General features: G+C 71.3%; 14 protein-coding genes. 10 read left to right on the forward strand and 4 right to left on the reverse strand.

The window, feature by feature from the left end; translation table 11 throughout:
• Nucleotides 1-97: 97 nt before the first annotated feature.
• The 4 genes from B7R87_RS18020 to B7R87_RS18035 form a co-directional block, all read right to left on the reverse strand.
• The gene (locus B7R87_RS18020) at nucleotides 98-1255 is read right to left on the reverse strand and encodes an aminotransferase class I/II-fold pyridoxal phosphate-dependent enzyme (RefSeq protein WP_040915219.1); all 1158 of its coding nucleotides are present in this window, start codon (nucleotides 1253-1255) and stop codon (nucleotides 98-100) included.
• A gap of 31 nt (nucleotides 1256-1286) precedes the next feature.
• Entirely contained in the window at nucleotides 1287-2510 is a 1224-nt protein-coding gene (locus B7R87_RS18025) for a beta-ketoacyl-[acyl-carrier-protein] synthase family protein (RefSeq protein WP_006347643.1), read from the reverse strand.
• Nucleotides 2507-2809: a phosphopantetheine-binding protein gene (locus B7R87_RS18030; RefSeq protein WP_006347642.1), complete on the reverse strand. Its 303-nt coding sequence runs from the start codon at nucleotides 2807-2809 to the stop codon at nucleotides 2507-2509. Before B7R87_RS18030 ends, B7R87_RS18025 begins: the two co-directional genes overlap by 4 nt.
• 202 nt (nucleotides 2810-3011) lie before the next feature.
• Nucleotides 3012-5471, reverse strand: coding sequence for a DEAD/DEAH box helicase (locus B7R87_RS18035; protein WP_078902215.1), 2460 nt, complete (start codon nucleotides 5469-5471; stop codon nucleotides 3012-3014).
• Nucleotides 5472-5550: 79 nt separating this feature from the next.
• On the opposite strand from B7R87_RS18035, the gene B7R87_RS18040 reads away from it, so the two are divergent.
• The 10 genes from B7R87_RS18040 to B7R87_RS18085 all read left to right on the forward strand — a co-directional run bounded on the left by B7R87_RS18040 (nucleotide 5551) and on the right by B7R87_RS18085 (nucleotide 23179).
• The gene (locus B7R87_RS18040) at nucleotides 5551-5904 is read left to right on the forward strand and encodes an STAS domain-containing protein (protein ID WP_157997787.1); all 354 of its coding nucleotides are present in this window, start codon (nucleotides 5551-5553) and stop codon (nucleotides 5902-5904) included.
• Nucleotides 5905-6212: 308 nt separating this feature from the next.
• Nucleotides 6213-6668, forward strand: a complete 456-nt coding sequence (locus B7R87_RS18045) for an ATP-binding protein (protein WP_006347639.1) — start codon at nucleotides 6213-6215, stop codon at nucleotides 6666-6668.
• A 746-nt stretch (nucleotides 6669-7414) separates the two neighbouring features.
• Complete coding sequence (locus B7R87_RS18050; RefSeq protein ID WP_006347638.1) at nucleotides 7415-9805, forward strand: sodium-translocating pyrophosphatase; 2391 nt, start codon at nucleotides 7415-7417, stop codon at nucleotides 9803-9805.
• 286 nt (nucleotides 9806-10091) lie between these two features.
• Nucleotides 10092-10679 (forward strand): hypothetical protein, encoded by a 588-nt coding sequence (locus B7R87_RS18055; protein WP_006347637.1) that lies wholly within the window; start codon nucleotides 10092-10094, stop codon nucleotides 10677-10679.
• Nucleotides 10680-10946: 267 nt separating this feature from the next.
• A complete protein-coding gene (locus tag B7R87_RS18060) occupies nucleotides 10947-12464 on the forward strand; it encodes a DUF7059 domain-containing protein (protein ID WP_006347636.1) in 1518 nt (505 codons plus the stop codon).
• A gap of 371 nt (nucleotides 12465-12835) precedes the next feature.
• Nucleotides 12836-13033 carry a hypothetical protein gene (locus B7R87_RS18065; protein ID WP_006347635.1) on the forward strand — a complete coding sequence of 66 codons (198 nt, stop codon included), beginning with the start codon at nucleotides 12836-12838 and terminating at the stop codon, nucleotides 13031-13033.
• 568 nt (nucleotides 13034-13601) lie between these two features.
• The gene (gene topA / locus B7R87_RS18070) at nucleotides 13602-16490 is read left to right on the forward strand and encodes a type I DNA topoisomerase (RefSeq protein WP_006347634.1); all 2889 of its coding nucleotides are present in this window, start codon (nucleotides 13602-13604) and stop codon (nucleotides 16488-16490) included.
• Nucleotides 16491-16707: 217 nt separating this feature from the next.
• Nucleotides 16708-20019, forward strand: coding sequence for a dTMP kinase (gene tmk, locus B7R87_RS18075; RefSeq protein ID WP_006347633.1), 3312 nt, complete (start codon nucleotides 16708-16710; stop codon nucleotides 20017-20019).
• A 228-nt stretch (nucleotides 20020-20247) separates the two neighbouring features.
• The gene (locus tag B7R87_RS18080) at nucleotides 20248-21453 is read left to right on the forward strand and encodes a DNA polymerase III subunit delta' (RefSeq protein ID WP_006347632.1); all 1206 of its coding nucleotides are present in this window, start codon (nucleotides 20248-20250) and stop codon (nucleotides 21451-21453) included.
• A gap of 166 nt (nucleotides 21454-21619) precedes the next feature.
• On the forward strand, nucleotides 21620-23179 hold the full coding sequence (locus B7R87_RS18085) for an alpha/beta hydrolase (protein ID WP_040915215.1): 1560 nt from the start codon (nucleotides 21620-21622) through the stop codon (nucleotides 23177-23179).
• Nucleotides 23180-23251: the final 72 nt, after the last annotated feature.

Here is a 23251-nt window from a genome sequence, read left to right on the forward strand (position 1 = left end):
GTGCGCGTCGACGGCGGTGGTGCGCAGGCACCACCGCCGGACCGTGCGCCGACGTGCCCCTCAACGGAGTCTCCGCCGGGCGTCCCGGTGGCCGTCGCTACCGCAGCGCGGCGAAGGCCGCCACCACTTCGTCGAGGTGTTCCCTGCGCTGCGTCGCGGTGCAGCTCAGCCGCAGCCGCGCCGATGCGGCCGGTGGAAGGACCGCGTTGACATAGACACCACGGTTCATGAGGTCGCGCCACACGGTGGCCGTCTGCACCTTGTCCTTCATGGGCACCGGGATGATCGGGGTGGTGGCCGGTGCGCAGGCGTAACCGAGGGCGGCCAGTTCACCGGCGAGGGTACGGGCGTTCCGCAAGGCGGTGCGCCCCCGCCACGGCTCCTGCCGTGCGACGCGCAGTGCGGTCAGCGCCGCAGCCGTGGCGGCAGGAGACAGCGCCGCACTGAACACCATGCTGCGGGCGTGGTGGCGGAGGAAGGAAATCGTCGAGGGGGTGCCGAATACGGCCCCTCCGATCGACGCCAGTGCCTTGCTGAAGGTGAGCGTCAGGAGATCGACCTCGGCGCGCCCCGCGAAGTGCGCCAGCGTGCCGCGGCCGTCCGCGAGGACGCCCGCGCCGTGCGCATCGTCGAGCAGGACGGTGGCCTGGTGGTGCCGGGCCACCTCCACCAGTTCGGGCAGCGCGCAGATATCCCCCTCCATGCTGTAGATGCCGTCCAGTACGACGAGACGGCTTCCCTTTCTGCCGGGTTCGGCCGAGGACAGGGCCGTGTCCAGGCTGTCGGGGCTGTTGTGCCGGAACATGCGCATACGGGACTGCGAAAGCCGGGCGCCGTCCAGGAGCGACGCGTGGGCGTACTGATCGAAGAAGATGACGTCGTCCGGCCCGCACAGGCCGCTCATGACACCGAGATTTGCCTGGTAGCCGGTGGCGAAGACCAGAGCGGCAGGCATCCCGAAGAAATCTGCGAGTTCCCGTTCGAGTTCCTCGTGGAGTTCCAGTGAACCGTTGAGGAGTCGGCTGCCGGTGAGGGAGGATCCATAGGTGAGCGCCGCGTCACTGGCCGCTCTGACGACGCGATCGTCGTGTGCGAGCCCGAGGTAGTTGTTGCCCCCGAACATCAAGGCGGATTTTCCGTCGACCTCGCAGACGTCCGCCGCCATATGCTGCCAGGCGGTATAGAACGGATACAGGCCCAGCTCCTGCGCCACCTGCGGCAGGTTGAACTTCTCGCATTTGTCCAACAATGCCATCGGAGCTGCTCCTTAACGCCGCTCGGTGGAATCAGGCGACATGGAACACAAGAGCAGCATTCTGTCCCCCGAATCCGAAGGAGTTGGTGAGGGCGGCATCCATGGGGGTCTCTCGTGGTTCCTTGCTGACGATATCAAGGTCGATTTGCGGATCCGGCGAGTCGAGATTGGCGGTCGGCGGAATGGTCTGCCGTTCCAGTGTCAGTACCGTATGCACGGACTCGATGGCGCCGGCACCGCCGATCGCGTGACCGAGGAGGCTCTTGTTCGCGCTCACCGCCGGCGGTCTGCCGAACACGTGGTGCAGTGCGTGGAACTCGGCCAGGTCGTTGAGCGGGGTGGACGTGCCGTGGGCATTGATGTGGTCGATGTCCTCGGGGGCCAGGGCGGCGTCCCGCAGTGCCGCTTGCATGGCTTCGGCGGCGCCGCGGCCGGCCGGGTGCGGCGCCGCGAAGCGGTAGGCGTCGCAGGAGGCGCCGTAGCCGGCCAGATAGGCCCGCGGTCTCGCCCCGCGTCCGAGTGCGTCACGGGGCCGTTCCAGGACCAGGACGCCGGCCCCCTCGCCGAGGACGAAGCCGTCTCTGTCCTGGTCGAACGGGCGGGAGGCGCCAGCCGGATCACGGGTGCGCCCGGAGAGCGCGCCCATCTGCCCGAAAGCGGCCGAACAGATGCGGTTGCACGCCGATTCCGCTCCCCCCGCGATGGCGATGTCGCAGCTGCCGGCCCGCAGAAGGCCGAGGGCGACGCCGATGGCCGTGGCGCCTGAGGCGCAGGCCGTGGAGACGCCGAAGTTGGGGCCGCGCGCTCCCAGGTCCATGCCGATCTCTCCGGCCGCCATGTTCGGCACGCTCCGGGTGATGGCCAGAGGCGAGACCTTCTCAAAGGCGCCGACCTTGATGTGGCCCACTTCTTTTTCATAATGGTCGTAGCTGACGCTGCCGACTCCGATGACGACCGCGACGCGCTCCGCATTCCAGCGGGCCGGATCCCATCCGGAGTCGGCCACGGCTTCACGTGCCGCCGTCACCGCGAGTTGTGTTCCCCGGTCCAGGCGCCAGGAGAGTCGTCGTCCGAGAATCGCATCGGCGTCGAAGTCCGGGACCCTGCAGCAGAAGTCCACGGGCAGACCCGCCAGGGCGGCGTCCGTCGCCGCACGGCTTCTTCCGGTCAGCAGGCCGTCCCAGGCGGCTGTGACACCGATACCCGCCGGTGTCACCAGTCCGATTCCGGTTACGGCCGCCGACGTTTCGGTCACCGCCCCGTTCCTGCCGCGGTTCCTGTCTGCTCGGGGTCGGCGGTGGCGATTTCCTCGGCGCTGTCTGCGGCTGCGTCGCGAATGATGTGGTCCAGTGCGGTTGCGGTCTCACCGAGTGTCGACGCCACACCGACATCGGACAGTTGGTGTCCAGTGCGCTCCTGTACGATCAGGCCGAGTTCGACGAGGGCCAGTGAATCCACTTCCAGCTCTTCAAAGGTGGCATCGGGTCGCATCCGATGCTCGTCCAGACCGAATGTCTCGGTCAGTGTTTGTACGATCAGCTGGTAACTCTCCACTGCTGCACCTGCTTCTCTAGGGGCACCCGGTAGATCCGCCGACGACTCGATGCAGACAAGAGTCGGTGTAGACGCAGTGCCGAAGAGGGCAAGACACGCGTAACTCAGTCTGTCAGCGCAATGGAACGGACTGATCCCACCGGGCTTATGGGGACGGTGTTTTGCACCCCGGCATCGGCATATCGCCGGGGCTCACCGGGGCTCAGGGGCGGGGCGGGCCGGCGGAGGCGAGGAGCTGGGTGAGGAGACGGATCGCGGCCCGCTTGTCGAGGGGCTCGTTGCCGTTGCCGCACTTGGGGGACTGGATACAGGAGGGGCAGCCCGCCTCGCACTCGCAGGACGCGATGGCCTCCAGGGTCGCCGTCAGCCAGGCACGGGCGGTGTGGAAGGCACGTTCCGCGAAGCCCGCGCCGCCCGGATGCCCGTCGTAGACGAAGACCGTCGGGAGAAGCGTGTCGGGATGGAGCGGGACGGAGACCCCGCCGATGTCCCAGCGGTCGCAGGTGGCGAAGAGCGGCAGCATCCCGATGGACGCGTGCTCCGCGGCGTGCAGCGCGCCGCCGAGCTGTTCGGGGGTGATCCTGGCGGCATCGAGCTGGTCGTCGGTGACGGTCCACCAGACCGCCCGGGTCCGCAGGGTGCGCGGCGGCAGGTCGAGCTTGGTCTCGCCGAGCACCTCGCCCGTGATGAGCTTGCGGCGCAGGAAGGAGACGACCTGATTGGTGACTTCGACGGATCCGTAGCACAGCCTGCCGTCGCCCCAGGGCACCTCGGTGTCGGTGCCGAGGACGGAGACGGCGGTGGTGTCGCGCGCGGTGGTGGAGTACGGGGGTACGGCCTCCTCGACCAGGGCGACCGAGTCCTCCAGGTCGAGCCGGCGGACGAGATAGGTCCGGCCCTGGTGGAGGTGGACGGCCCCTTCGTGGACGGAGGTGTGCGCGGCGGATTCGTCGACCGTGCCCAGGAGCCGTCCCGTGCCCTCCTCGACGATCTGCACGGGCCGCCCGCCCCCGCCGCGGATGTCGGCCAGGTCGGCGGCGCGCTCGCGCCGGGTCCAGTGCCAGCCCGATGCCCGGCGCCGCAGCAGCTTCGCCGCCTCCAGCTGCGGCATCAGGCCCGGGGCGGCCGGTCCGAAGAGGCTCAGGTCCGCCTCGGTGAGCGGGAGTTCGGCCGCGGCCGCGCAGAGGTGGGGCGCGAGGACGTACGGATTGTCGGGGTCCAGCACGGTCGACTCAACGGGCTGCGCGAACAGCGCCTCGGGGTGGTGGACGAGGAAGGTGTCCAGGGGGTCGTCCCGGGCGATCAGCACGGCCAGCGCGCCCTGCCCGCCGCGTCCGGCCCGGCCCGCCTGCTGCCACAGCGAGGCCCGGGTGCCCGGGTATCCGGCGATCAGGACCGCGTCCAGGCCGGAGACGTCGATCCCGAGTTCCAGTGCGGTGGTGGCGGCGAGGCCGAGGAGTTCACCGGAGTGCAGGGCGCGTTCCAGGGCCCGGCGCTCCTCGGGCAGATATCCGCCCCGGTAGGCGGCGACCCGCCGGGGCAGCGTGCGGTCGACCTCGGCGAGTCGCTCCTTGCTGATCACGGAGATCAGCTCGGCGCCCCGCCGCGAGCGGACGAAGGCGACCGTACGGACCCCCTGCACGGTCAGGTCGGTGAGGAGGTCGGCGGTCTCCGCGGTGGCGGTACGGCGCACCGGGGCGCCCTTCTCGCCGTGCAGCTCCGTCAGCGGCGGCTCCCAGAGGGCGAAGACCAGTTCACCGCGGGGCGATGCGTCGTCGGCGACCTCGTGGACGGGCACCCCGGTGAGCCTCCCGGCGGCCCGGGCCGGGTCGGCGGCGGTGGCGGAGGCCAGGAGGAAGACCGGATCGGCGCCGTACCGTGCGCATATCCGGCGCAGCCGGCGCAGCACCTGGGCGACGTGCGAGCCGAAGACGCCCCGGTAGGTGTGGCACTCGTCGATGACGACGTAGCGCAGGGCGCGCAGGAAGGACGACCAGCGGGGATGGGAGGGCAGGATGCTCCGGTGCAGCATGTCCGGGTTGGTGAGGACGTAGCCGGCGTACTGGCGTACCCACTCCCGCTCCTCGAAGGGGGTGTCGCCGTCGTACACGGCGGGCCGTACCCGGTTGCCCAGCGGGGCGGCGAGCGCCTTCACGGCCCGGCACTGATCGGCCGCCAGCGCCTTCGTCGGGGCGAGGTACAGCGCGGTGGCGCCGCGGCCGTTGGGGGCTTCGGCGCCGTCCAGGAGCGTGGTGAGGACGGGCGCGAGGTACGCCAGCGACTTGCCGGACGCCGTTCCGGTGGCGATGACGACGGACTCCCCGTCGAGCGCATGTTCGGCGGCGGCCGTCTGGTGGACCCACGGATGGTCGATCCCGGCCTGCTGGATTGCGTCGATCACTTCCGGCCGGATGCGGTCCGGCCAGACGGCATGACGGCCCGGCCGCGGGGGCAGGTGCTCCGTATGAGTGATGCGCGCAGCCCGGTTCGCCCCCGCGGAGAGGCGGTCGAGGACCGCCTGGGGGGTGGGGCGGGCGTCCCCGCTCTCGTGGGGTCGTCGGGGACGAAGATTCTTGGCCATCGGCACCGAGTGTGTCACCGGCGTGACGGACAATGGTCCCAAGGCGTCGTGCATGGTTGCAGGTAAGTGATTGAATGCCATCGCGGCTGGCGACCGTCCCCCGGCTCCGCCGGGGAGACCTGAGGGGGCGGCCGCTCGATAGCAAGGTGCTGGAGGATCCGTGGACCTGTCCCTGTCGACTCGCGTTGTGCCCGGTCCGAACGGCGACCGTACGGTCGTCGAGGTCGGTGGCGAGATTGATGTGTATACCGCGCCCAAGCTGCGCGAGCAGTTGGTCGAGCTGGTGAACGACGGCAGTTATCACTTGGTCGTCGACATGGAGGGCGTGGACTTCCTCGACTCCACCGGACTGGGGGTGTTGGCGGGTGGCCTGAAGCGTGTGCGTGCACACGAGGGTTCGCTGCGTCTGGTCTGCAACCAGGAGCGCATTCTCAAGATCTTCCGGATCACCGGACTCACCAAGGTGTTCCCGATCCACACCACGGTCGACGAGGCCGTCGCGGCCCCGGACTAGGCCGTTCCCGTCCCTGTCTCCGTTTCCCTCCGGCGTCCGCCGGGTCTTCCCGTGCCACGGCCGTCCGGTTTCCCGGTCGGCCCGGCCCGGGGCCGGGCCCGGCGGACGCCGGGCGGGGCGGTGAGAGGGGCCGGGGGCGGGCTGGTCGCCGGCTCCGGTACGGGAACCTGCCCGGTTCCCGCACCGGAGAGGGCGCCGTGCCCTCCGGGGGCGGCCGATCGGCCGGAAGAAAACAGCAGTACCAGGGGGGAACCGGGCCGCCAGTCCGGTGCCCCCGTACGTATGCCCGTACGTCCGAGGGGGATCGCATGACCACCGTCGAACTTCGATTCAGCGCTCAGCCCGAGCATGTCAGGACCGCCCGGTTGGTGGCCGCTGCCGTGGCGCGCCGGGCCGGGGTCGACGAGGCCGTGCTCGACGAGGTGAGGCTCGCCGTGGGCGAGGCCTGCAGCCGGGCCGTCGGACGGCATCGTTCCCATGGCATCACCTCACCCATCGAGGTCGTGCTGACGGAGGAGGACAAGACCTTCTCCATCGCGGTCGGGGACGAGGTCCCCGCCTCCGGTTCCGACGGCTCCGCGGGCCCGGCCGACGGCCGGGGCGGTGATCCCCGGGACGCGGGCGACTCCGCCGCGGACGGCGAGGACGATATGGGCCTCGCGGTGATCAGCGGGCTGGTGGACGATATGGAGGTGTCCACCACCGAAGAGGGTGGTGTGATCCGCATGAGCTGGCCGAAGGCCCAGGTCACCGCTCTGCCGTAAGGCTCCCGCCGGGTCTGCCGGGGTCCGGTCCGTTCGGGCCGGGGCTCCGGGTGCTCCGGACAGGTGCCCAAGGGCGTGCCCGGCCGATCGCCCCGAGGCTTCGCGCCCGGCTCGGTACGGGCCCGCTCCGATTCGGGGTGCGGGGGCGCCGTTCACGGCCCCGCGCTCTGCTCCGTGCCCGCGCCGCGTCCCGCACCCGTCCTGGCCGTGGTCGTTCCGGCTGCACCCGCCCTGGCTGCATCCGTTCCGTCCGCGACCGGTCCAGGCCCCTGTGCGGGCCGCGCCCGGGATCCGTCTTTGAGACCTTCGGCGCGGCGCTCGCCCCGTCCGCGGCCGCCCCGTCCGCGCCTACGGGTGGGCGATTCCCCCGGCCGGCCCTACGGCCCTGATCTTGACGGACGCTCGTCCCGAGCCGCCCCCACCGGACCCGGACCCCGTCAAGAACCCTGCTGAGCAGGGTTTTCTCATATTTCCGCGATCACATCCCGGCCGCGTTCCGATCATTTCCGGATCACTTTTCCCGTGATCGACCGCTTCGGCGATCACGGGTCAATGCCCCCATCCCATTACTTCTTTCGGGTGTATTTACGGAACTCGATCATTTGCCAAGGGCCACAAAGGTCACTTTGCATTTGTCGTGCTCTGTTTTGATCAGGTTCCGCTCCCTAGACTCCGTCCACATCTTGAGCTCTGAACGACGTCAAGGAGGACGAATGGCGGGGCTCTTCCATCAGCCAGATCAGGAAATGATCAATCAGTCCATCTCTCTGTCGGCCGCGGTGCTGACCGATGACAACCGGGTGATCGTGGTTGTCATCGCCGTGGTCGCCCTGGCCGCGCTCGTCGTCGCCCAGCTGCTGGTGCGCCAGGTGCTCGCCGCCGGTGAGGGCACCGACTCCATGAAGAAGATCGCGGCCGCGGTGCAGGAGGGCGCGAACGCCTATCTCGCCCGGCAGCTGCGCACCCTCGGCATCTTCGCGGTCGTGGTGTTCTTCCTGCTGATGCTCCTTCCGGCGGACGACTGGTCGCAGCGCGCCGGGCGTTCCGTGTTCTTCCTGGTGGGTGCCATTTTCTCGGCAGCCACCGGTTACATCGGCATGCGGCTCGCGGTACGGGCAAATGTCCGGGTCGCAGCCGCGGCGCGGGAAGCGACCCCCGCTCCGGGAGAACCGCCGAAAGACCTGACGGAGGTCTCCCACAAGGCCATGAAGATCGCCTTCCGTACCGGTGGCGTGGTCGGAATGTTCACCGTGGGCCTCGGACTGCTCGGTGCCTCCTGTGTCGTTCTCGTCTATGCCGCCGACGCACCCAAGGTGCTGGAGGGTTTCGGTCTCGGCGCCGCGCTGATCGCCATGTTCATGCGGGTCGGCGGCGGTATCTTCACCAAGGCCGCGGATGTCGGCGCCGATCTCGTCGGCAAGGTCGAACAGGGCATTCCGGAGGACGATCCCCGCAACGCCGCCACCATCGCGGACAACGTGGGCGACAACGTCGGAGACTGCGCGGGCATGGCCGCCGACCTCTTCGAGTCGTACGCGGTGACCCTGGTCGCCGCCCTGATCCTCGGCAAGGCGGCTTTCGGTGATGCCGGGCTCGCCTTTCCGCTGATCATTCCGGCGATCGGCGTGGTCACCGCGATGATCGGTATCTTCGCGGTCGCTCCGCGGCGCTCCGACCGCAGCGGGATGACCGCGATCAACCGCGGGTTCTTCATCTCGGCGGTGATCTCCCTCGCCCTGGTCGCCGTCGCCGTACTGCTCTATCTGCCCTCTTCCTACGACGATCTGCAGGGTGTCACCGATCCGACCATCGGGGAGCACGGCGGCGACCCGCGGGTCCTCGCCCTGGTCGCCGTCACCATCGGTATCGTGCTGGCCGCCCTGATCCAGCAGCTGACCGGCTACTTCACCGAGACCAGCCGCCGCCCGGTCAAGGACATCGGGAAGTCGTCGCGGACCGGACCTGCGACGGTCATCCTCGCCGGGATCTCCATCGGCCTCGAATCCGCCGTCTACACCGCGCTGCTGATCGGTCTCGGCGTCTACGGGGCGTTCCTCCTCGGCGGTACGTCGATCACCCTCGCGCTCTTCGCGGTGGCGCTCGCGGGCACCGGCCTCCTCACCACCGTCGGTGTCATCGTCGCCATGGACACCTTCGGCCCGGTCTCCGACAACGCCCAGGGCATCGCGGAGATGTCGGGCGATGTCGAGGGCGCGGGCGCGCAGGTGCTCACCGACCTCGACGCGGTCGGCAACACCACCAAGGCCATCACCAAGGGCATCGCCATCGCCACGGCGGTACTGGCGGCGGCGGCGCTCTTCGGCTCGTACCGCGACGCCATCACCACGGCAGCACTGGACGTCGGCGAGAAACTCGGCGACGACGCTCCGATGAACCTGGTGATGGACATCTCCCAGCCCAACAACCTCGTCGGGCTGATCCTGGGCGCCGCGGTGGTCTTCCTCTTCTCCGGACTCGCCATCAACGCGGTGGCCAGATCGGCCGGAGCGGTGGTCTACGAGGTGCGGCGGCAGTTCCGCGAACACCCCGGGATCATGAACTACACCGAGAAGCCGGAGTACGGGCGGGTCGTCGACATCTGCACCAAGGACGCCCTGCGCGAACTCGCCACACCCGGTCTGCTGGCCGTACTGACCCCGATCGCGGTCGGCTTCTCCCTCGGTGTGGGTGCGCTCGGCGCGTTCCTGGCGGGCGCGATCGGCACCGGCACGCTGATGGCGGTCTTCCTCGCCAACTCCGGCGGCGCGTGGGACAACGCGAAGAAGCTGGTGGAGGACGGCCACTACGGCGGGAAGGGCAGTGAGGCACATGCCGCGACCGTGATCGGCGACACCGTCGGCGATCCGTTCAAGGACACCGCGGGACCCGCGATCAACCCGCTGCTGAAGGTGATGAACCTGGTGGCACTGCTGATCGCCCCCGCCGTGATCCAGTTCAGCTACGGGGACGACGCCAGTGCTCCGGTACGGGCGCTGATCGCCGGACTCGCGATCCTGGTCATCGTCGGGGCGGTGTACGTGTCGAAGCGCCGCGGAACCGTCGTGGGCGACGACGAACCGGGCCCCACGGAAGCGGAGCGGAACGCTTCGTCTCCCGACCCCGCGGCGGTGTCCTGACCGGCCCGTTCCGGAACGCGTCACACGTCACACGTCAGTTCATCAGTGCTCGGAGTTCAGGATGCGGGCGGTCGGTGTGCTCCGGTGCACCGGCCGCCTTCCGCCGTCCGGCGCGGGCGTCTGCCGGTCCCGGTGAGCGTTCCCGGGCTCCGGGTGAGGCTTCTCTCCCCTGCATGCTTGGTGCAAATGGCTTCAATGGCACATGAACCGGTCAGTTGACGGGTGGTGAGCACCGGCCCGGCGTGTATGTTCCGGGGCGCAAGGAGCCTTGGAAGGGACCGATCCGGTGAACAAGAAGCTTGCGGCTGTGCTGTCCGGCGGTGCGGTACTGGTACTGGCACTGTCCGGGTGCAGTAGCGAAGAGAAGACCAACCCGGTCGACGACTGGGCCAGGAAGTACTGCGATCAGGTCAAGACCCAGTTCAAGATCAAAGCGGAGGCCGATCAGCTGATCGCCGTCACCGCGATCGACGGCAAGCCGGCCGACCTCCAGGCGGCCGACTCGAAGGCCTTCCAGGACCTTGCGAACGTCAACAAGGCGCTGGCCGCGGCTTTCCGTACGGTGGGCACGACCCCCGTCGAGGACGACGAGCAGCTCGTCCGCGCGGCGGCCGCGGAGCGCGACGCCAGTGCCGCGTTCTACCTCGACCTGAAGAAGCAGGTCGACGCCCTCGACACCGCCGACCAGCAGGAGTTCGCGGACGGCCTGATGGTCGTCTCCGAGGGCTTCGCCAAGGCGGAGGCCAACGAGAAGGCCTGGAACAAGCTCCGGGCCAGCGAAACGGGCAAGGCGATGGGCAAGTTCGAGGGCTGCCGGACGGTGAAGGCGAAGCCCCCGGCCGCGGCGGGCCCCTCGCCGTCGACCTCCTCCTGACGGCCCGCGCCGCCGCGGCGGCGCAGCCACCCGAGTACGCCGTACGGTGCCCCGAGCCCGTACGGCGTTCCGTTTCCCGCGCCACGTTCCGTTTCCGTACGGCGCGGGGGTCTCCGTACGGCACGACCCGTTTCCGTACGGTGCAGGTCATTTCCGTACGGGGCGGGGCATTTCCGTACGGTGCCCGGGTCTCCGTACGGCCCACACCGCACCCGCCCCGCCGCGTCCCGGCCGCCCGGTGTCCCCGTCGGCGGGGACAATGGGCGGGTGAGTACGACCGGTGTCACCCCGCCCATCCCCGCCCCCGACCACGCGCCCCGGCTTCGCGACGCGCTCATCGCCGCCGACTTCACCGCCGACGGGCTGCTCGAACGGCTCGGGGCCACCGCCTATGCCGCTCTCGCCCGCAGCGAGACCGTCCCCGCGCTGCGGGCGACCCGCGGTGACGGCCCCCTCGACGAACTCGTCCGGCTGTTCCTGCTCCAGCGGTCCGCCGCCTGCGACCGGGTACGGGACGTCCTCCCCCTCGACCTGTGCCTGGCCGACGGGTGGCTCGTCCGCGACGGCGACACCGTCCGGGCCACCGTGGACGTGCGCCCCTACAGCGGGCCCGCGGGCGAGGACTGGTTCATCGTCTCCGACCTCGGCTGCGCGGTCGGCGGCGCGGCGGGCGCCGGCGGGCAGGGCGAGGCCGTGGTCCTGGGCGTCGGCGGCGCCTCCACGACCCTCGCCGGGATCACCGTGCGAACCCCCGTCGCTTCCGCCCTCGACCTGGGCACCGGCTCCGGTATCCAGGCCCTGCACGCCACCCGGCACGCGACCCGGGTCACCGCCACCGACCTCAACCCGCGCGCCCTCGCCTTCACCCGGCTCACCCTCGCGCTCTCCGGCGCGCCCGGAGCCGAACTCCTGGCGGGCTCCCTCTTCGAGCCGCTGCCGGCCGCGGAGACGTACGACCTGATCGTGTCCAACCCGCCGTTCGTGATCTCGCCCGCGGCCCGGCTGACGTACCGCGACGGCGGTATGGGCGGCGACGACCTCTGCCGCACCCTCGTCCAGCAGGCGGGGGAGCGGCTGAACGAGGGCGGGTACGCCCAGTTCCTGGCCAACTGGCAGCACGTCGAGGGCGAGGAGTGGCAGGACCGGGTCCGCGCCTGGGTGCCCGCGGGCTGCGACGCGTGGATCGTCCAGCGCGAGGTCCAGGACGTCACGCAGTACGCCGAGCTGTGGCTGCGCGACAGCGGCGACCACCGGGGGGACCCCGAGCGGTACGCGGCACGGTACGAGGAGTGGCTGGACGAGTTCGCGGCGCAGCACACCAAGGCGGTCGGCTTCGGGTGGATCACCCTGCGGAAGTCGGCATCCGAACGGCCGTCGGTCGTACTGGAGGAGTGGACGCATCCGGTGGAGCAGCCGCTCGGCGAGACGGTCGTCGCCCACTTCGCCCGCCAGGACTATCTGCGCGAGCACGACGACGCGGCGCTGCTCGCCGACCACTTCGTCCTCGCGGCGGAGGTCGTCCAGGAGCAGGTGGGGCCGCCGGGCGCGGAGGACCCGGAGCATCTGGTGCTGCGGCAGAACCGCGGAATGCGGCGCGCGACCAGGGTGGACACGGTGGGCGCGGGCTTCGCCGGGGCCTGCGACGGGACGCTGAGCGCCGGGCGCATCCTCGACGCCATCGCCCAGCTGCTCGGCGAGGACCCGGTACTGCTGCGGGACCGCACCCCGGCGGCCCTGCGGGTGCTGGTGGGGGAGGGGTTCCTGGAGCCGGTGGGGAGGCTCTAGCGCCCCCGCCCTGCTCCGGGGCCGTTCCTGAGCTGCTGCTCCCCGGCTGCTCCCCGTCCCGCTCGGGTGCTGCTCCCCGTCCTGCTCGGGTGCTGCACCGGGGCTGCTTCGGGGCGGGGGGAATCGGCCAATGTTCGTTCTCCGTGACGAGTCGGTTCCCCTCGGTCACCCGGGCCGGTCGGAGCGGGTACGGGAGCGGCCGGGACCGCCCCGCCGAGCGCCCCGGCCCTGCCCGGACCCGTCCGCCGCCACGCGGGTGAACCCCCGCGCCGTTCACCCGGAATTCGCAACTCCGCCGCCCTGAGCTGTCAGCCTCGGAAGTCCGGTGCCGGGGACGGCCCCGAAGGGCCACAGAAGGGCGGGAAACGGGCATGGAGAGCGGTCCGGCGATTTTCGCGGCGGCGGCGTTCGGCCTGTTCGGAGCGGCATTGCTGGTGTGGACCGGGGTGCGTACGGCACACCGTTCGCCCGTCGCCGCGGGAGTGAGTCCCGCCACGGCCGCCGCCCTCACGACCCTCACCGGCGTGGTCTCCCTCGCCCTCGGGGTGTGGTGTCTGACCCGGGTGTGAATCCGGTGGGAACCCGGCCGGGATCCGGCGGTGAATCCGGTGGCGCACCGGGTCTGAACATGTCCCCATCAGGAATCCGGCTGCCTCCCGCGGCTGCGGGCCGGGGGCGGGCTCCAGGGGGCCGCCGGAGGGTTCCGGCCCACCGTCATACCGGTCCGGGCGGCAGGAACGGCCGGTCTCGGGTTACCGTTCGAGTGGCCGTTGCGGGCTTTTGCCGTTTGACACGGGGGCGGGTTGTACCGTCACACTCCGCAGCGACGGCACCGGCGCGCCGCGTCGGACCGTGCCGTGCCGGGCAGTGCGACCCCGACCGGGGCCGCCCGGACCCGGGTGCCGCCCAACTGAACAGCCGCAGCACCGCAGCACCGCAGCACCGCAGCACCGCAGCACCGATGTACCGATGTACCGAAGTACTGCAGTACCGAACGCCGAAGAACCGAACACCCGAATACCGAACACCGAAGCACCGAGCACCGACGTACCGAGCAGCGCGCAGCACCGCACGGCACCATCGACCACCACGCCGTATCCGCCGCGCACCGAGCGCCGACCGGAGAGAAGAGCCACGTTGTCCCCGACCAGCGAGACCGCACAGGGCGGCCGCCGACTCGTGATCGTCGAGTCGCCTGCCAAGGCGAAGACGATCAAGGGCTACCTCGGCCCCGGCTATGTCGTCGAGGCAAGCGTCGGGCACATCCGCGACCTCCCCAACGGCGCGGCCGAAGTGCCGGAGAAGTACACGGGCGAGGTCCGTCGCCTCGGTGTCGACGTCGAGCACGACTTCCAGCCGGTCTACGTCGTCAACGCCGATAAGAAGGCCCAGGTCAGGAAGCTCAAGGAGCAGCTGGCCCAGAGCGACGAGCTCTATCTCGCCACCGATGAGGACCGCGAGGGCGAGGCCATCGCCTGGCACCTCCTCGAAGTGCTCAAGCCCAAGGTCCCGGTCCACCGGATGGTCTTCCACGAGATCACCAAGGACGCGATCCGCGAGGCCGTCGCCAACCCGCGCGAGCTGAACCAGCGGATGGTCGACGCCCAGGAGACCCGCCGCATCCTCGACCGGCTCTACGGCTACGAGGTCTCCCCGGTGCTGTGGAAGAAGGTCATGCCGAAGCTGTCGGCGGGCCGTGTGCAGTCCGTGGCGACCCGGCTCGTCGTCGAGCGGGAGCGCGAGCGCAGGGCGTTCCGCTCCGCCGAGTACTGGGATCTGACCGGTACGTTCGCCACCGGCCGCGCCGGTGACCCTTCCGACCCCTCCTCCCTCTCCGCCCGGCTGGCCGCGGTCGACGGCCGCCGGGTCGCCCAGGGCCGTGACTTCGGTCCGGACGGGCAGCTCAAGGGCGCCGCCGCCGGTCAGGTGCTGCACCTCGACGAGGCGAACGCGCGAGCCCTGGCCGCCGCGCTGGAGAACGCCGCGTTCTCGGTGCGCGCGGTGGAGTCGAAGCCGTACCGCCGCTCCCCGTACGCCCCCTTCCGTACCACCACGCTCCAGCAGGAGGCCTCCCGGAAGCTCGGCTTCGGGGCGAAGGCCACCATGCAGGTCGCCCAGAAGCTGTACGAGAACGGCTTCATCACCTATATGCGTACGGACTCCACGACGCTCTCCGACACGGCGGTCGCGGCGGCCCGGGCGCAGGTCACCCAGTTGTACGGGGCCGACTATCTGCCCGACCGGCCGCGGACCTACGCGGGCAAGGTGAAGAACGCCCAGGAGGCGCACGAGGCGATTCGTCCTTCGGGTGATCGTTTCCGCACCCCGGCCGAGACCGGTCTCAGCGGCGACCAGTTCCGTCTCTACGAGCTGATCTGGAAGCGGACCGTCGCCTCCCAGATGAAGGACGCGGTCGGCAACTCGGTCACCGTCCGGATCGCGGGCACCGCCTCCGACGGCCGGGACGCCGAGTTCACCGCCTCCGGCAAGACGATCACCTTCCACGGCTTTATGAAGGCGTACGTCGAGGGCGCCGACGACCCGAACGCCGAGCTGGACGACCGCGAGCGGCGGCTGCCGCAGGTCGGCGAGGGCGACGCGCTGCGCGCCGACGAGATCACCGCCGACGGCCACGCCACCAAGCCGCCCGCCCGCTACACCGAGGCGTCGCTGGTCAAGGAGCTGGAAGAGCGCGAGATCGGCCGCCCGTCGACGTACGCCTCCATCATCGGGACCATCCTCGACCGCGGGTACGTCTTCAAGAAGGGCACGGCCCTGGTGCCGTCCTTCCTCTCCTTCGCGGTCGTCAATCTGCTGGAGAAGCACTTCGGCCGGCTCGTCGACTACGACTTCACCGCCAAGATGGAGGACGACCTCGACTGCATCGCGCGCGGCGAGGCGCAGGCGGTGCCGTGGCTGAAGCGCTTCTACTTCGGCGAGGGCGCGCCTCACAAGGGCTCGGCCGCCGAGGCCGGGAACGGCGACGGCGACCACCTCGGCGGGCTGAAGGCGCTGGTCACCGACCTGGGTGCGATCGACGCCCGGGAGATCTCCAGCTTCCCCGTCGGCGACGGCATCGTTCTGCGCGTCGGCCGCTACGGCCCGTACATCGAACGCGGCGAGAAGGACACGGAGGGCCACCAGCGCGCCGACGTGCCCGACGATCTGGCGCCCGACGAGCTGACCGTGGAGTACGCGGAGGAGCTGCTCGCCAAGCCGAGCGGTGACTTCGCGCTGGGCAAGGACCCCGTCTCGGGCCACGAGATCGTCGCCAAGGACGGCCGCTACGGTCCGTACGTCACCGAGATCCTTCCCGAGGGCACCCCGAAGACCGGCAAGAACGCGGTCAAGCCGCGGACGGCCTCCCTCTTCAAGTCCATGTCCCTCGACACGGTCACCCTGGCCGACGCGCTGAAGCTGATGTCGCTGCCGCGGGTCGTCGGCGCGGACGCCGAGGGCGTGGAGATCACCGCACAGAACGGCCGCTACGGCCCGTATCTGAAGAAGGGCACCGACTCCCGTTCGCTGGAGACCGAGGACCAGCTCTTCACCATCACGCTGGAGCAGGCGCTGGCGATCTACGCCCAGCCCAAGCAGCGGGGCCGGGCCGCGGCCAAGCCTCCGCTGAAGGAGCTGGGGACGGACCCGGTGAGCGAGCGGCCGGTGGTGGTCAAGGACGGCAGGTTCGGTCCGTACGTCACCGACGGCGAGACCAACGCGACCCTGCGGACCGGTGACAGCGTGGAGACGATCACGCCGGAGCGCGGCTACGAGCTGCTGGCGGAGAAGCGGGCGAAGGGGCCCGCGAAGAAGACGGCGAAGAAGGCCGTGAAGAAGGCACCCGCCAAGACGGCCGCAAAGAAGACGGCTGCGAAGACGGCCGCAAAGAAGACCACGGCGAAGAAGACGGTGGCCAAGAAGACCACCACCGCGGCCGCCGCGAAGAAGACGGCAGCCACGAAGACGGCAGCCACGAAGACAGCGGCCAAGAAGGCGGCGGCCTCGTCGAAGACGGTCGAGGAGTAGCGGCCGTCGTACTCGTCCCGGCGCGCCCCGTACCCCCACCGGGTACGGGGCGCGCAGTCGTTCACGGCTCTGTACGGTGCCCCCGGTGAGCGCCCCCGTACACCGCGTAACGCCTGGTAACGCCCTCGTATCAAAGGGGTAAGGCCCTCGCTGCAGCGTACGGCCGTCCGTTCGGACGGGCCTCCGGCAGCGGTGGTGGTCCGGCTAGGCTGGGCGGATGACGCGAGCCGAGCAGCCAGACGAGCCGAAGGCGGTCGCGAGCGCCGTCTCAGAGACTGCCTCAGACGTCGGAGCCACCCCCGCCCCCGCCCCCGGCCCCGGTCCCGACGAGGCCCTCGCCGCCGACTCCCGGGAGCGCGCCCTGCGCTCGCTGCTCAGAGTCCCCTCGCTGCGACGGCTGTGGAACGCGCAGGTCGCCGGAGGTGTCGCGGATACGGTCGGACTGCTCGTCCTGGTCCTGCTCACCCTTCAGGCCGCGGTCTCCGACGCCACCTTCGGCGACGGCTACCGCGGGGCCGCCTTCGCCGTGGCCGCCGTGCTCGGGGTCCGCGTCGTCACCACGGTCCTCTTCGGCGCCGTCCTGCTCGGCCCGCTGACCTCGCTGACCGCACCTTCGGGCCCGCTCGACCGCCGCTGGACGATGATCGGGGCGGACGGGCTGCGGCTCGCGCTGCTGATCGTCGCCCCCCTGTGGATCGACTGGACACCCGCCAACGCCCCCCTGCTCCTCCTGGTGACCGTCTTCGTCACCGGTGCCGCGGAACGCCTGTGGACGATCGCGCGCGACGGCGCGGCCCCCGCGCTGCTGCCCGCACCGCCGCCGGAAGGCGCGGCCGTGCGCCCCCTGCCCGACCATCTGGACGCACTGCGCCGCCTCTGGCTGCGGACGTCGTTCGTGGTGATCCCGGCGGGCGCCGTGGTGCTGCTGGCCGCCGTGCTCGTGAGCGAACTGCTGGGCACCGGCGTCGAATGGTTCCAGCTCCACCAGGCGGCCCTCGCCTCGTACATCGCCGCCGGGCTGTTCGCCGCCTCGGCGTCGCTGCTGTGGGCGGTCCAGCTGCCGGGCGGCGGAACCCCGCGGCCGCGCTCCCCGCTGGAGGGCCTGCGCAGGCCGCTCATGGCAGGCGGCCCGGACGGCGCACGGGCCACCGACAAGGGCCGCACCGGCTCGGTGACGCTGTTCGTCCTCGGCTGCGCCGCGGTCGCCGGTGCGATCGCCGCGGCCGTCGCCGTCTCCGTACTGCATGCGTACGACCTGGCCGGCGGGCCCGCCTCGTACGCCCTCCTCGTCCTCGTCCTCACCGGCGGTACGGGGCTCGGCATCCGGGCGGCCACGGCCGTCCTGCCCGCCCTGTCGCGCCGCCGCCTCCTCGCCCTCGCGCTCGCCGTGACCGGTGTCGCGCTGCTGGCCATGGGCCTGGTGCCGGACACGGCGACCGTCCTGTTCATCGCCGCGACGGCCGGATTCTCGGCCGGTGTCGCGGCGGCCACCGGCCATGCGCTGCTCGACCAGGAGACCGAGGAGCCCCGCCGGGCCCGGATGACGGACCATCTTCAGGCCGTGGTCAGGGTCGCGATCGCGATCGGCGCACTGGTCGCACCGCTGCTGGCGGCGGCCATCGGACCGCACCGGCTCGCGGGCGGCGACTTCGTCTTCGCGCACGGCGGCGCCGCGTTCACGCTGATGCTGGCGGGCGCGCTGCTGCTGCCCGTCGCCGCGATCGTGCTGGCCAAGACCGACGACCGGGCCGGCGTACCGCTCCGGCGCGACCTCGGGGACGCACTGCGGCGCGGCGCCGACCCGCAGCAGGCCACCGCCCCGAACGGCTTCTTCATCGCCATCGAAGGCGGCGACGGAGCCGGGAAGTCCACCCAGGTCGAGGCGCTCGCCCGGTGGATCCGCGACAAGGGCCACGAGGTCGTCGTCACCCGCGAACCGGGCGCCACCCCGGTCGGCAAGCGGCTCCGTTCGATCCTGCTGGACGTCTCGTCCGCCGGTCTGACCAGCCGTGCCGAAGCACTGCTGTACGCGGCCGACCGCGCCGAGCACATCGGCTCGGTGGTCCGCCCGGCGCTGGAACGCGGCGCCGTGGTGATCACGGACCGCTATATCGACTCGTCCGTGGCCTATCAGGGCGCCGGCCGGGACCTCTCGCCGACGGAGATCGCGCGTATTTCGCGCTGGGCGACGGAGGGGTTGGTTCCGCATCTGACCGTTCTGCTGGACGTCTCCCCGGAGACCGCGCGGGAACGGTTCACCGAGGCGCCGGACCGGCTGGAGTCGGAGCCGCTGGAGTTCCACCAGCGGGTACGGTCCGGTTTCCTCACGCTGGCCGCCGCCGACCCCGCTCGTTATGTGGTCGTGGACGCCGGACAGGAACCGGAGGCCGTCACCACCGTCGTACGGCACCGGCTCGACCGGATGCTCCCCCTGTCCGCCGCCGAGATCCAGGCGCGGGAGGAGGCCCGTAAGGCGGCCGAGGAAGAGGCCCGGCGCAAGGCGGAGGAGGAAGCCGTCCGCAAGGCCGAGGAGGAGCGCCTGGAACGCGAGCGGCAGGAGCAGCTCGCCAAGCTGCGCGCCGAGGAGGAGGCGCGGCGCAAGGCGGAGGAGGAGGCCGCGCGGCAGCGCGAGGCAGAGCGGCAGGCGGAGGAGGCGCGGCAGCGTGCCGAGGAGGCCCGCCGGCTCGCCGAGGAGGAGCGCCGCAAGCGGGAGGCCGAGGAGAAGGCCCGCCGCGAGGAGCAGGAACGCCTCCGCAAGCTCGCGGAGGAGCAGGCCCGGCTGCGGGCCGAGGCCGAGGAGCGGCGGCTGGAGAAGCAGCGACTGGCCGAAGAGGCGCTGCTGCGGGCCGAGGAAGTGCGCCGGCAGGCGGAGGAGGCCAGGCTGGCCGTCGAGGCGGAGGCCGCACGGCTGGCGGCGGAGGCCGAGGAGGTTCGGCGCCGGGCCGAGACCACGACGACGACGGAGCTTCCGGCACCGCCGGTACGGGACGGCGGCGCGGACTCTGCCGCGGACTCCACTGCGGACTCCGCCGTGGACTCCGCTGTGGAGTCTGCGAACGAGGTCACCGTACCGACGCCGATCGTCCGGCCGGACGACGAGACGCACGAGATTCCGCAGCTCACGCCGGAGCAGGTGCGGGAGGCGGAGGAGACGGCGGTCCTGCCGCCGGTGCGGGACGCGGACGAGACCGCGGTCCTGCCTCCCGTACGGGACGCCGACGAGACGGCCGTGCTGCCTCCCGTACGGGGGGAGTCGCCCGCCGACCGGGTACCGCAGAGCATCTTCCGCGACGACGACGCCGAGAACGACGCCGGTGGTGTCGGTGATGGTGGTGTCGGCCCGAACGACCGTACGCGCGAGCTGCCCCAGGTCGACCCGGAGACGGGCGCCCCGCGGCGGCGGTCCGACTGGGCGGAGGAGACCCCGCTGGACGATCTGCCGACGCTGGCCGACGAACTGTTCGGGTCCCAGGACGACGGGGACGGGCGCGACGGCGGCGGCCGGGGCGGGCCGCGTCGCGGCAAATGAGCCCGCGGCGGTACGGATCCGGGGTGGTACGGATCCCGGGTGGTAGGGATCCGGGGCCGCCGGGGACGGATGCGGCGCTGACGTGCGCGTTCTCGCGTTGTCGTACCCACCCCTCACAATGGGGACCACGCGGCACGGTTCCGGACCACCCCCCGGGACCGGCGCCGTGGGCAGGGCCCCGGCGCTTCGGGGCCGGGGACCGGGGATCCGAGAAGGAGGGGTGACGGCATGACGGTCTGGGACGACCTCGTCGGTCAGGACCGGGTGCGGGAGCAGCTCGAAACCGCCGCGCGGGACGCCGATGCGCTGGTGACGGCCGCGGCGGCGGGGACCGCGCCGCCGGAGGCGTCCAAGATGACGCATGCCTGGCTGCTCACCGGCCCGCCCGGTTCCGGTCTGGCGACCGCGGCGAGAGCCTTCGCGGCGGCGCTGCACTGCATCAGCCCCGACCGTGCACTCGGCGGAGTGCCCGGCTGCGGCTTCTGCGACGGCTGCCACACCGCCCTCGTCGGGACGCACGCCGATGTGGAGGTCGTCCGTACGGACGTGCTCTCCATCGGCGTCAAGGACACCCGGGAGCTGGTCCGCCGGGCCCAGCTTTCGCCCGCAGGCGGCCGCTGGCAGGTGATCGTCCTGGAGGACGCCGACCGGCTCACCGAGGGCGCGGGCAATGTACTGCTGAAGGCCGTCGAGGAGCCCGCGCCGAGAACGGTGTGGCTGCTGTGCGCGCCCTCCCAGGAGGACGTGCTGCCGACGATCCGCTCGCGCTGCCGCCATCTGACGCTGCGGACGCCCCCGGTCGACGCGGTCATGGATCTGCTCGTACGGCGCGACGGGATCGAGCCCGAGGCCGCTGCGGCTGCCGCCCGTGCCACCCAGGGCCATATCGCGCGGGCCCGACGGCTGGCCACGGACGAGGGTGCGCGCGCCCGCCGCGCGACGGTTCTGAAGCTGCCGCTGCGCGTGGGCGATGTGGGCGGCGCCCTCAAGGCCGCCCAGGAGCTGATCGACGCGGCGGCGGAGGACGCCAAGCAGGTCGCGGACGAGGTCGAGACCAGGGAGACCGAGGAGCTGAAGGCCGCGCTCGGCGCCGCCCAGGGCGGCCGGATGCCGCGTGGGACGGCGTCGGCGATGAAGGAGCTGGAGGACCGGCAGAAGAAGCGGCGTACGCGTACGCAGCGGGACAGCCTGGACCTGGCGCTCAGCGATCTGACCGGCTTCTACCGCGATGTCCTGGCGCTGCAGCTGGGCAGCCGGATCGCCCTGGCCCATACGGACGTCCAGGACGCCGTCGACCGGATCGCCCGCGAGTCGACCCCGGAGGGAACGCTGCGCCGGATGGAGGCGGTCCTGCACTGCCGGGAGGCCCTGGGTGCGAATGTGGCCCCGCTGCTGGCGGTGGAGGCGATGACGATGGCGCTGCGGGCGGGCTGAGCGGGCACCGTCACGGGGTGGTCCTTCGCGGCCCGGCGGCGACTCCCCCTTTCCCGCCGCCCCTCTCACCGTCTTTCTCCCTTCCCATTCACCCGTACGAGCCGGGGGCGGGGGAAATAAGGAGGTAAAGGGGTTGTATGCGGGATGGTTCGCCTAGGCTCCGGGGATGGACCGACGCCGTTTGCTCCGCAGTTCCGCTCTCGCGCTGGCAGCCACGGGCCTGCTGCTCTCCGGCTGCACCGGCGGGGGCTCCTCGTCCAGTGCCTCGGCAACGCCCACGAAGGGCGGTTCGGGCCAGGGCGCGCGGTCCGCTCCCACGGCGGAGCTGAAGCCGTACTACACGCAGAAACTGTCGTGGCGGAAGTGCGGCACCTCGGGCTTCGAGTGCGCCACCCTCAAGGCACCCCTGGACTACGCGAAGCCCGGCGGTGACTCCGTCGAGCTGGCGGTGGCCCGCAAGAAGGCGACCGGTCCCGGGTCGCGGCTGGGTTCCCTGCACGTCAATCCGGGCGGACCGGGCGGTTCCGCGGTCGACTTCCTCCAGTCGTACGCGGGCATCGGCTACCCCGCGCCCGTCCGCGCCCGCTACGACATGGTGGCCATGGATCCGCGGGGCGTGGCCCGCAGCGAGCCCGTCGAATGCCTCGACGGCAAGGGCATGGACGCGTACACCCGGGTCGACCAGACCCCGGACGACCAGCGCGACGAGGCCGAGCTGCTCGCGGCACTGAAGGACTTCGCGGCGGGCTGCGAGAAGAAGTCCGGCACGGTCCTGCCGCATGTGTCCACCGTGAACGCGGCCCGTGACATGGACGTCTTCCGGGCCGTCCTCGGCGATGCGAAGCTGTCGTACGTCGGCGCTTCGTACGGCACCTTCCTGGGCGCGACGTACGCGGAGCTGTTCCCCGCACGGACGGGCCGGCTGGTGCTCGACGGGGCGATGGACCCCTCGCTCTCGGCGCGGCAGCTCAACCGGGACCAGACGGAGGGCTTCCAGACGGCGTTCCGGGCCTTCGCCACGGACTGCGTCAAGCGGAAGGACTGCCCCCTGGGCCGTACCTCCGCCGAGGACGCCGGGGCCCGCCTCAAGGCGTTCTTCACCCGCGTGGACGGAAAGCCGGTGGCGACGGGAGAGAGCCGGGAGCTCACCGAATCGCTGGCGACGACGGGCGTCCTGGCCGCGATGTACGACGAGGCGGCCTGGCCCCAGCTCAGGGTCGCCCTCACCGACGCGATGGCCGGCCGGGGCGCGGGTCTGCTGACGCTCGCCGACGCCTACTACGAACGCGAAACGGACGGCACGTACTCGAACCTGATGTTCGCCAACGCGGCCGTGAACTGCCTCGACGCCCCGCCCGCCTTCCCGGACGAGCGCGAGGTCCGGGCGGCGCTGCCCGATTTCGAGGAGGTGTCACCGGCCTTCGGCCGCAACTTCGCGTGGGCGGCCCTGAACTGCGCGTACTGGCCCACCCCCGCCACCGGCACCCCCCACCGCATCGAGGCGAAGGGCGCGGCCCCGATCCTGGTCGTCGGCACCACCCGCGACCCGGCGACCCCCTACAAGTGGTCCCGCTCCCTCGCGTCCCAGCTCTCCTCGGGCCGGCTGCTCACCTACGACGGCGACGGCCACACGGCGTACGGCCGCGGCAGCGACTGCATCGACACCGCGATCAACACCTACCTCATCGAGGGCACACCCCCGCAGGACGGCAAGCGCTGCCGCTGACCCCGGCCGGAGCCGGTCCCGGTGTGCCGGAACCGGCCCCGGTGCTGGTCGGAGGGGGGATGGTCGGGAGCA

This window comes from Streptomyces tsukubensis (genome assembly GCF_003932715.1).
Taxonomy (GTDB): Bacteria; Actinomycetota; Actinomycetes; order Streptomycetales; family Streptomycetaceae; genus Streptomyces; species Streptomyces tsukubensis.

What these genes read in the sequence shown, in the direction of transcription:
- tmk (WP_006347633.1), top strand. Translation starts at nt 16,708, where the DNA reads ATGACGCGAGCCGAGCAGCCAGACGAGCCGAAGGCGGTCGCGAGCGCC.
- B7R87_RS18035 (WP_078902215.1), bottom strand. Translation starts at nt 5,471, where the DNA reads ATGGCATTCAATCACTTACCTGCAACCATGCACGACGCCTTGGGACCA.
- B7R87_RS18050 (WP_006347638.1), top strand. Translation starts at nt 7,415, where the DNA reads ATGATCAATCAGTCCATCTCTCTGTCGGCCGCGGTGCTGACCGATGAC.
- B7R87_RS18085 (WP_040915215.1), top strand. Translation starts at nt 21,620, where the DNA reads ATGGACCGACGCCGTTTGCTCCGCAGTTCCGCTCTCGCGCTGGCAGCC.
- B7R87_RS18080 (WP_006347632.1), top strand. Translation starts at nt 20,248, where the DNA reads ATGACGGTCTGGGACGACCTCGTCGGTCAGGACCGGGTGCGGGAGCAG.
- B7R87_RS18045 (WP_006347639.1), top strand. Translation starts at nt 6,213, where the DNA reads ATGACCACCGTCGAACTTCGATTCAGCGCTCAGCCCGAGCATGTCAGG.
- B7R87_RS18065 (WP_006347635.1), top strand. Translation starts at nt 12,836, where the DNA reads ATGGAGAGCGGTCCGGCGATTTTCGCGGCGGCGGCGTTCGGCCTGTTC.
- B7R87_RS18020 (WP_040915219.1), bottom strand. Translation starts at nt 1,255, where the DNA reads ATGGCATTGTTGGACAAATGCGAGAAGTTCAACCTGCCGCAGGTGGCG.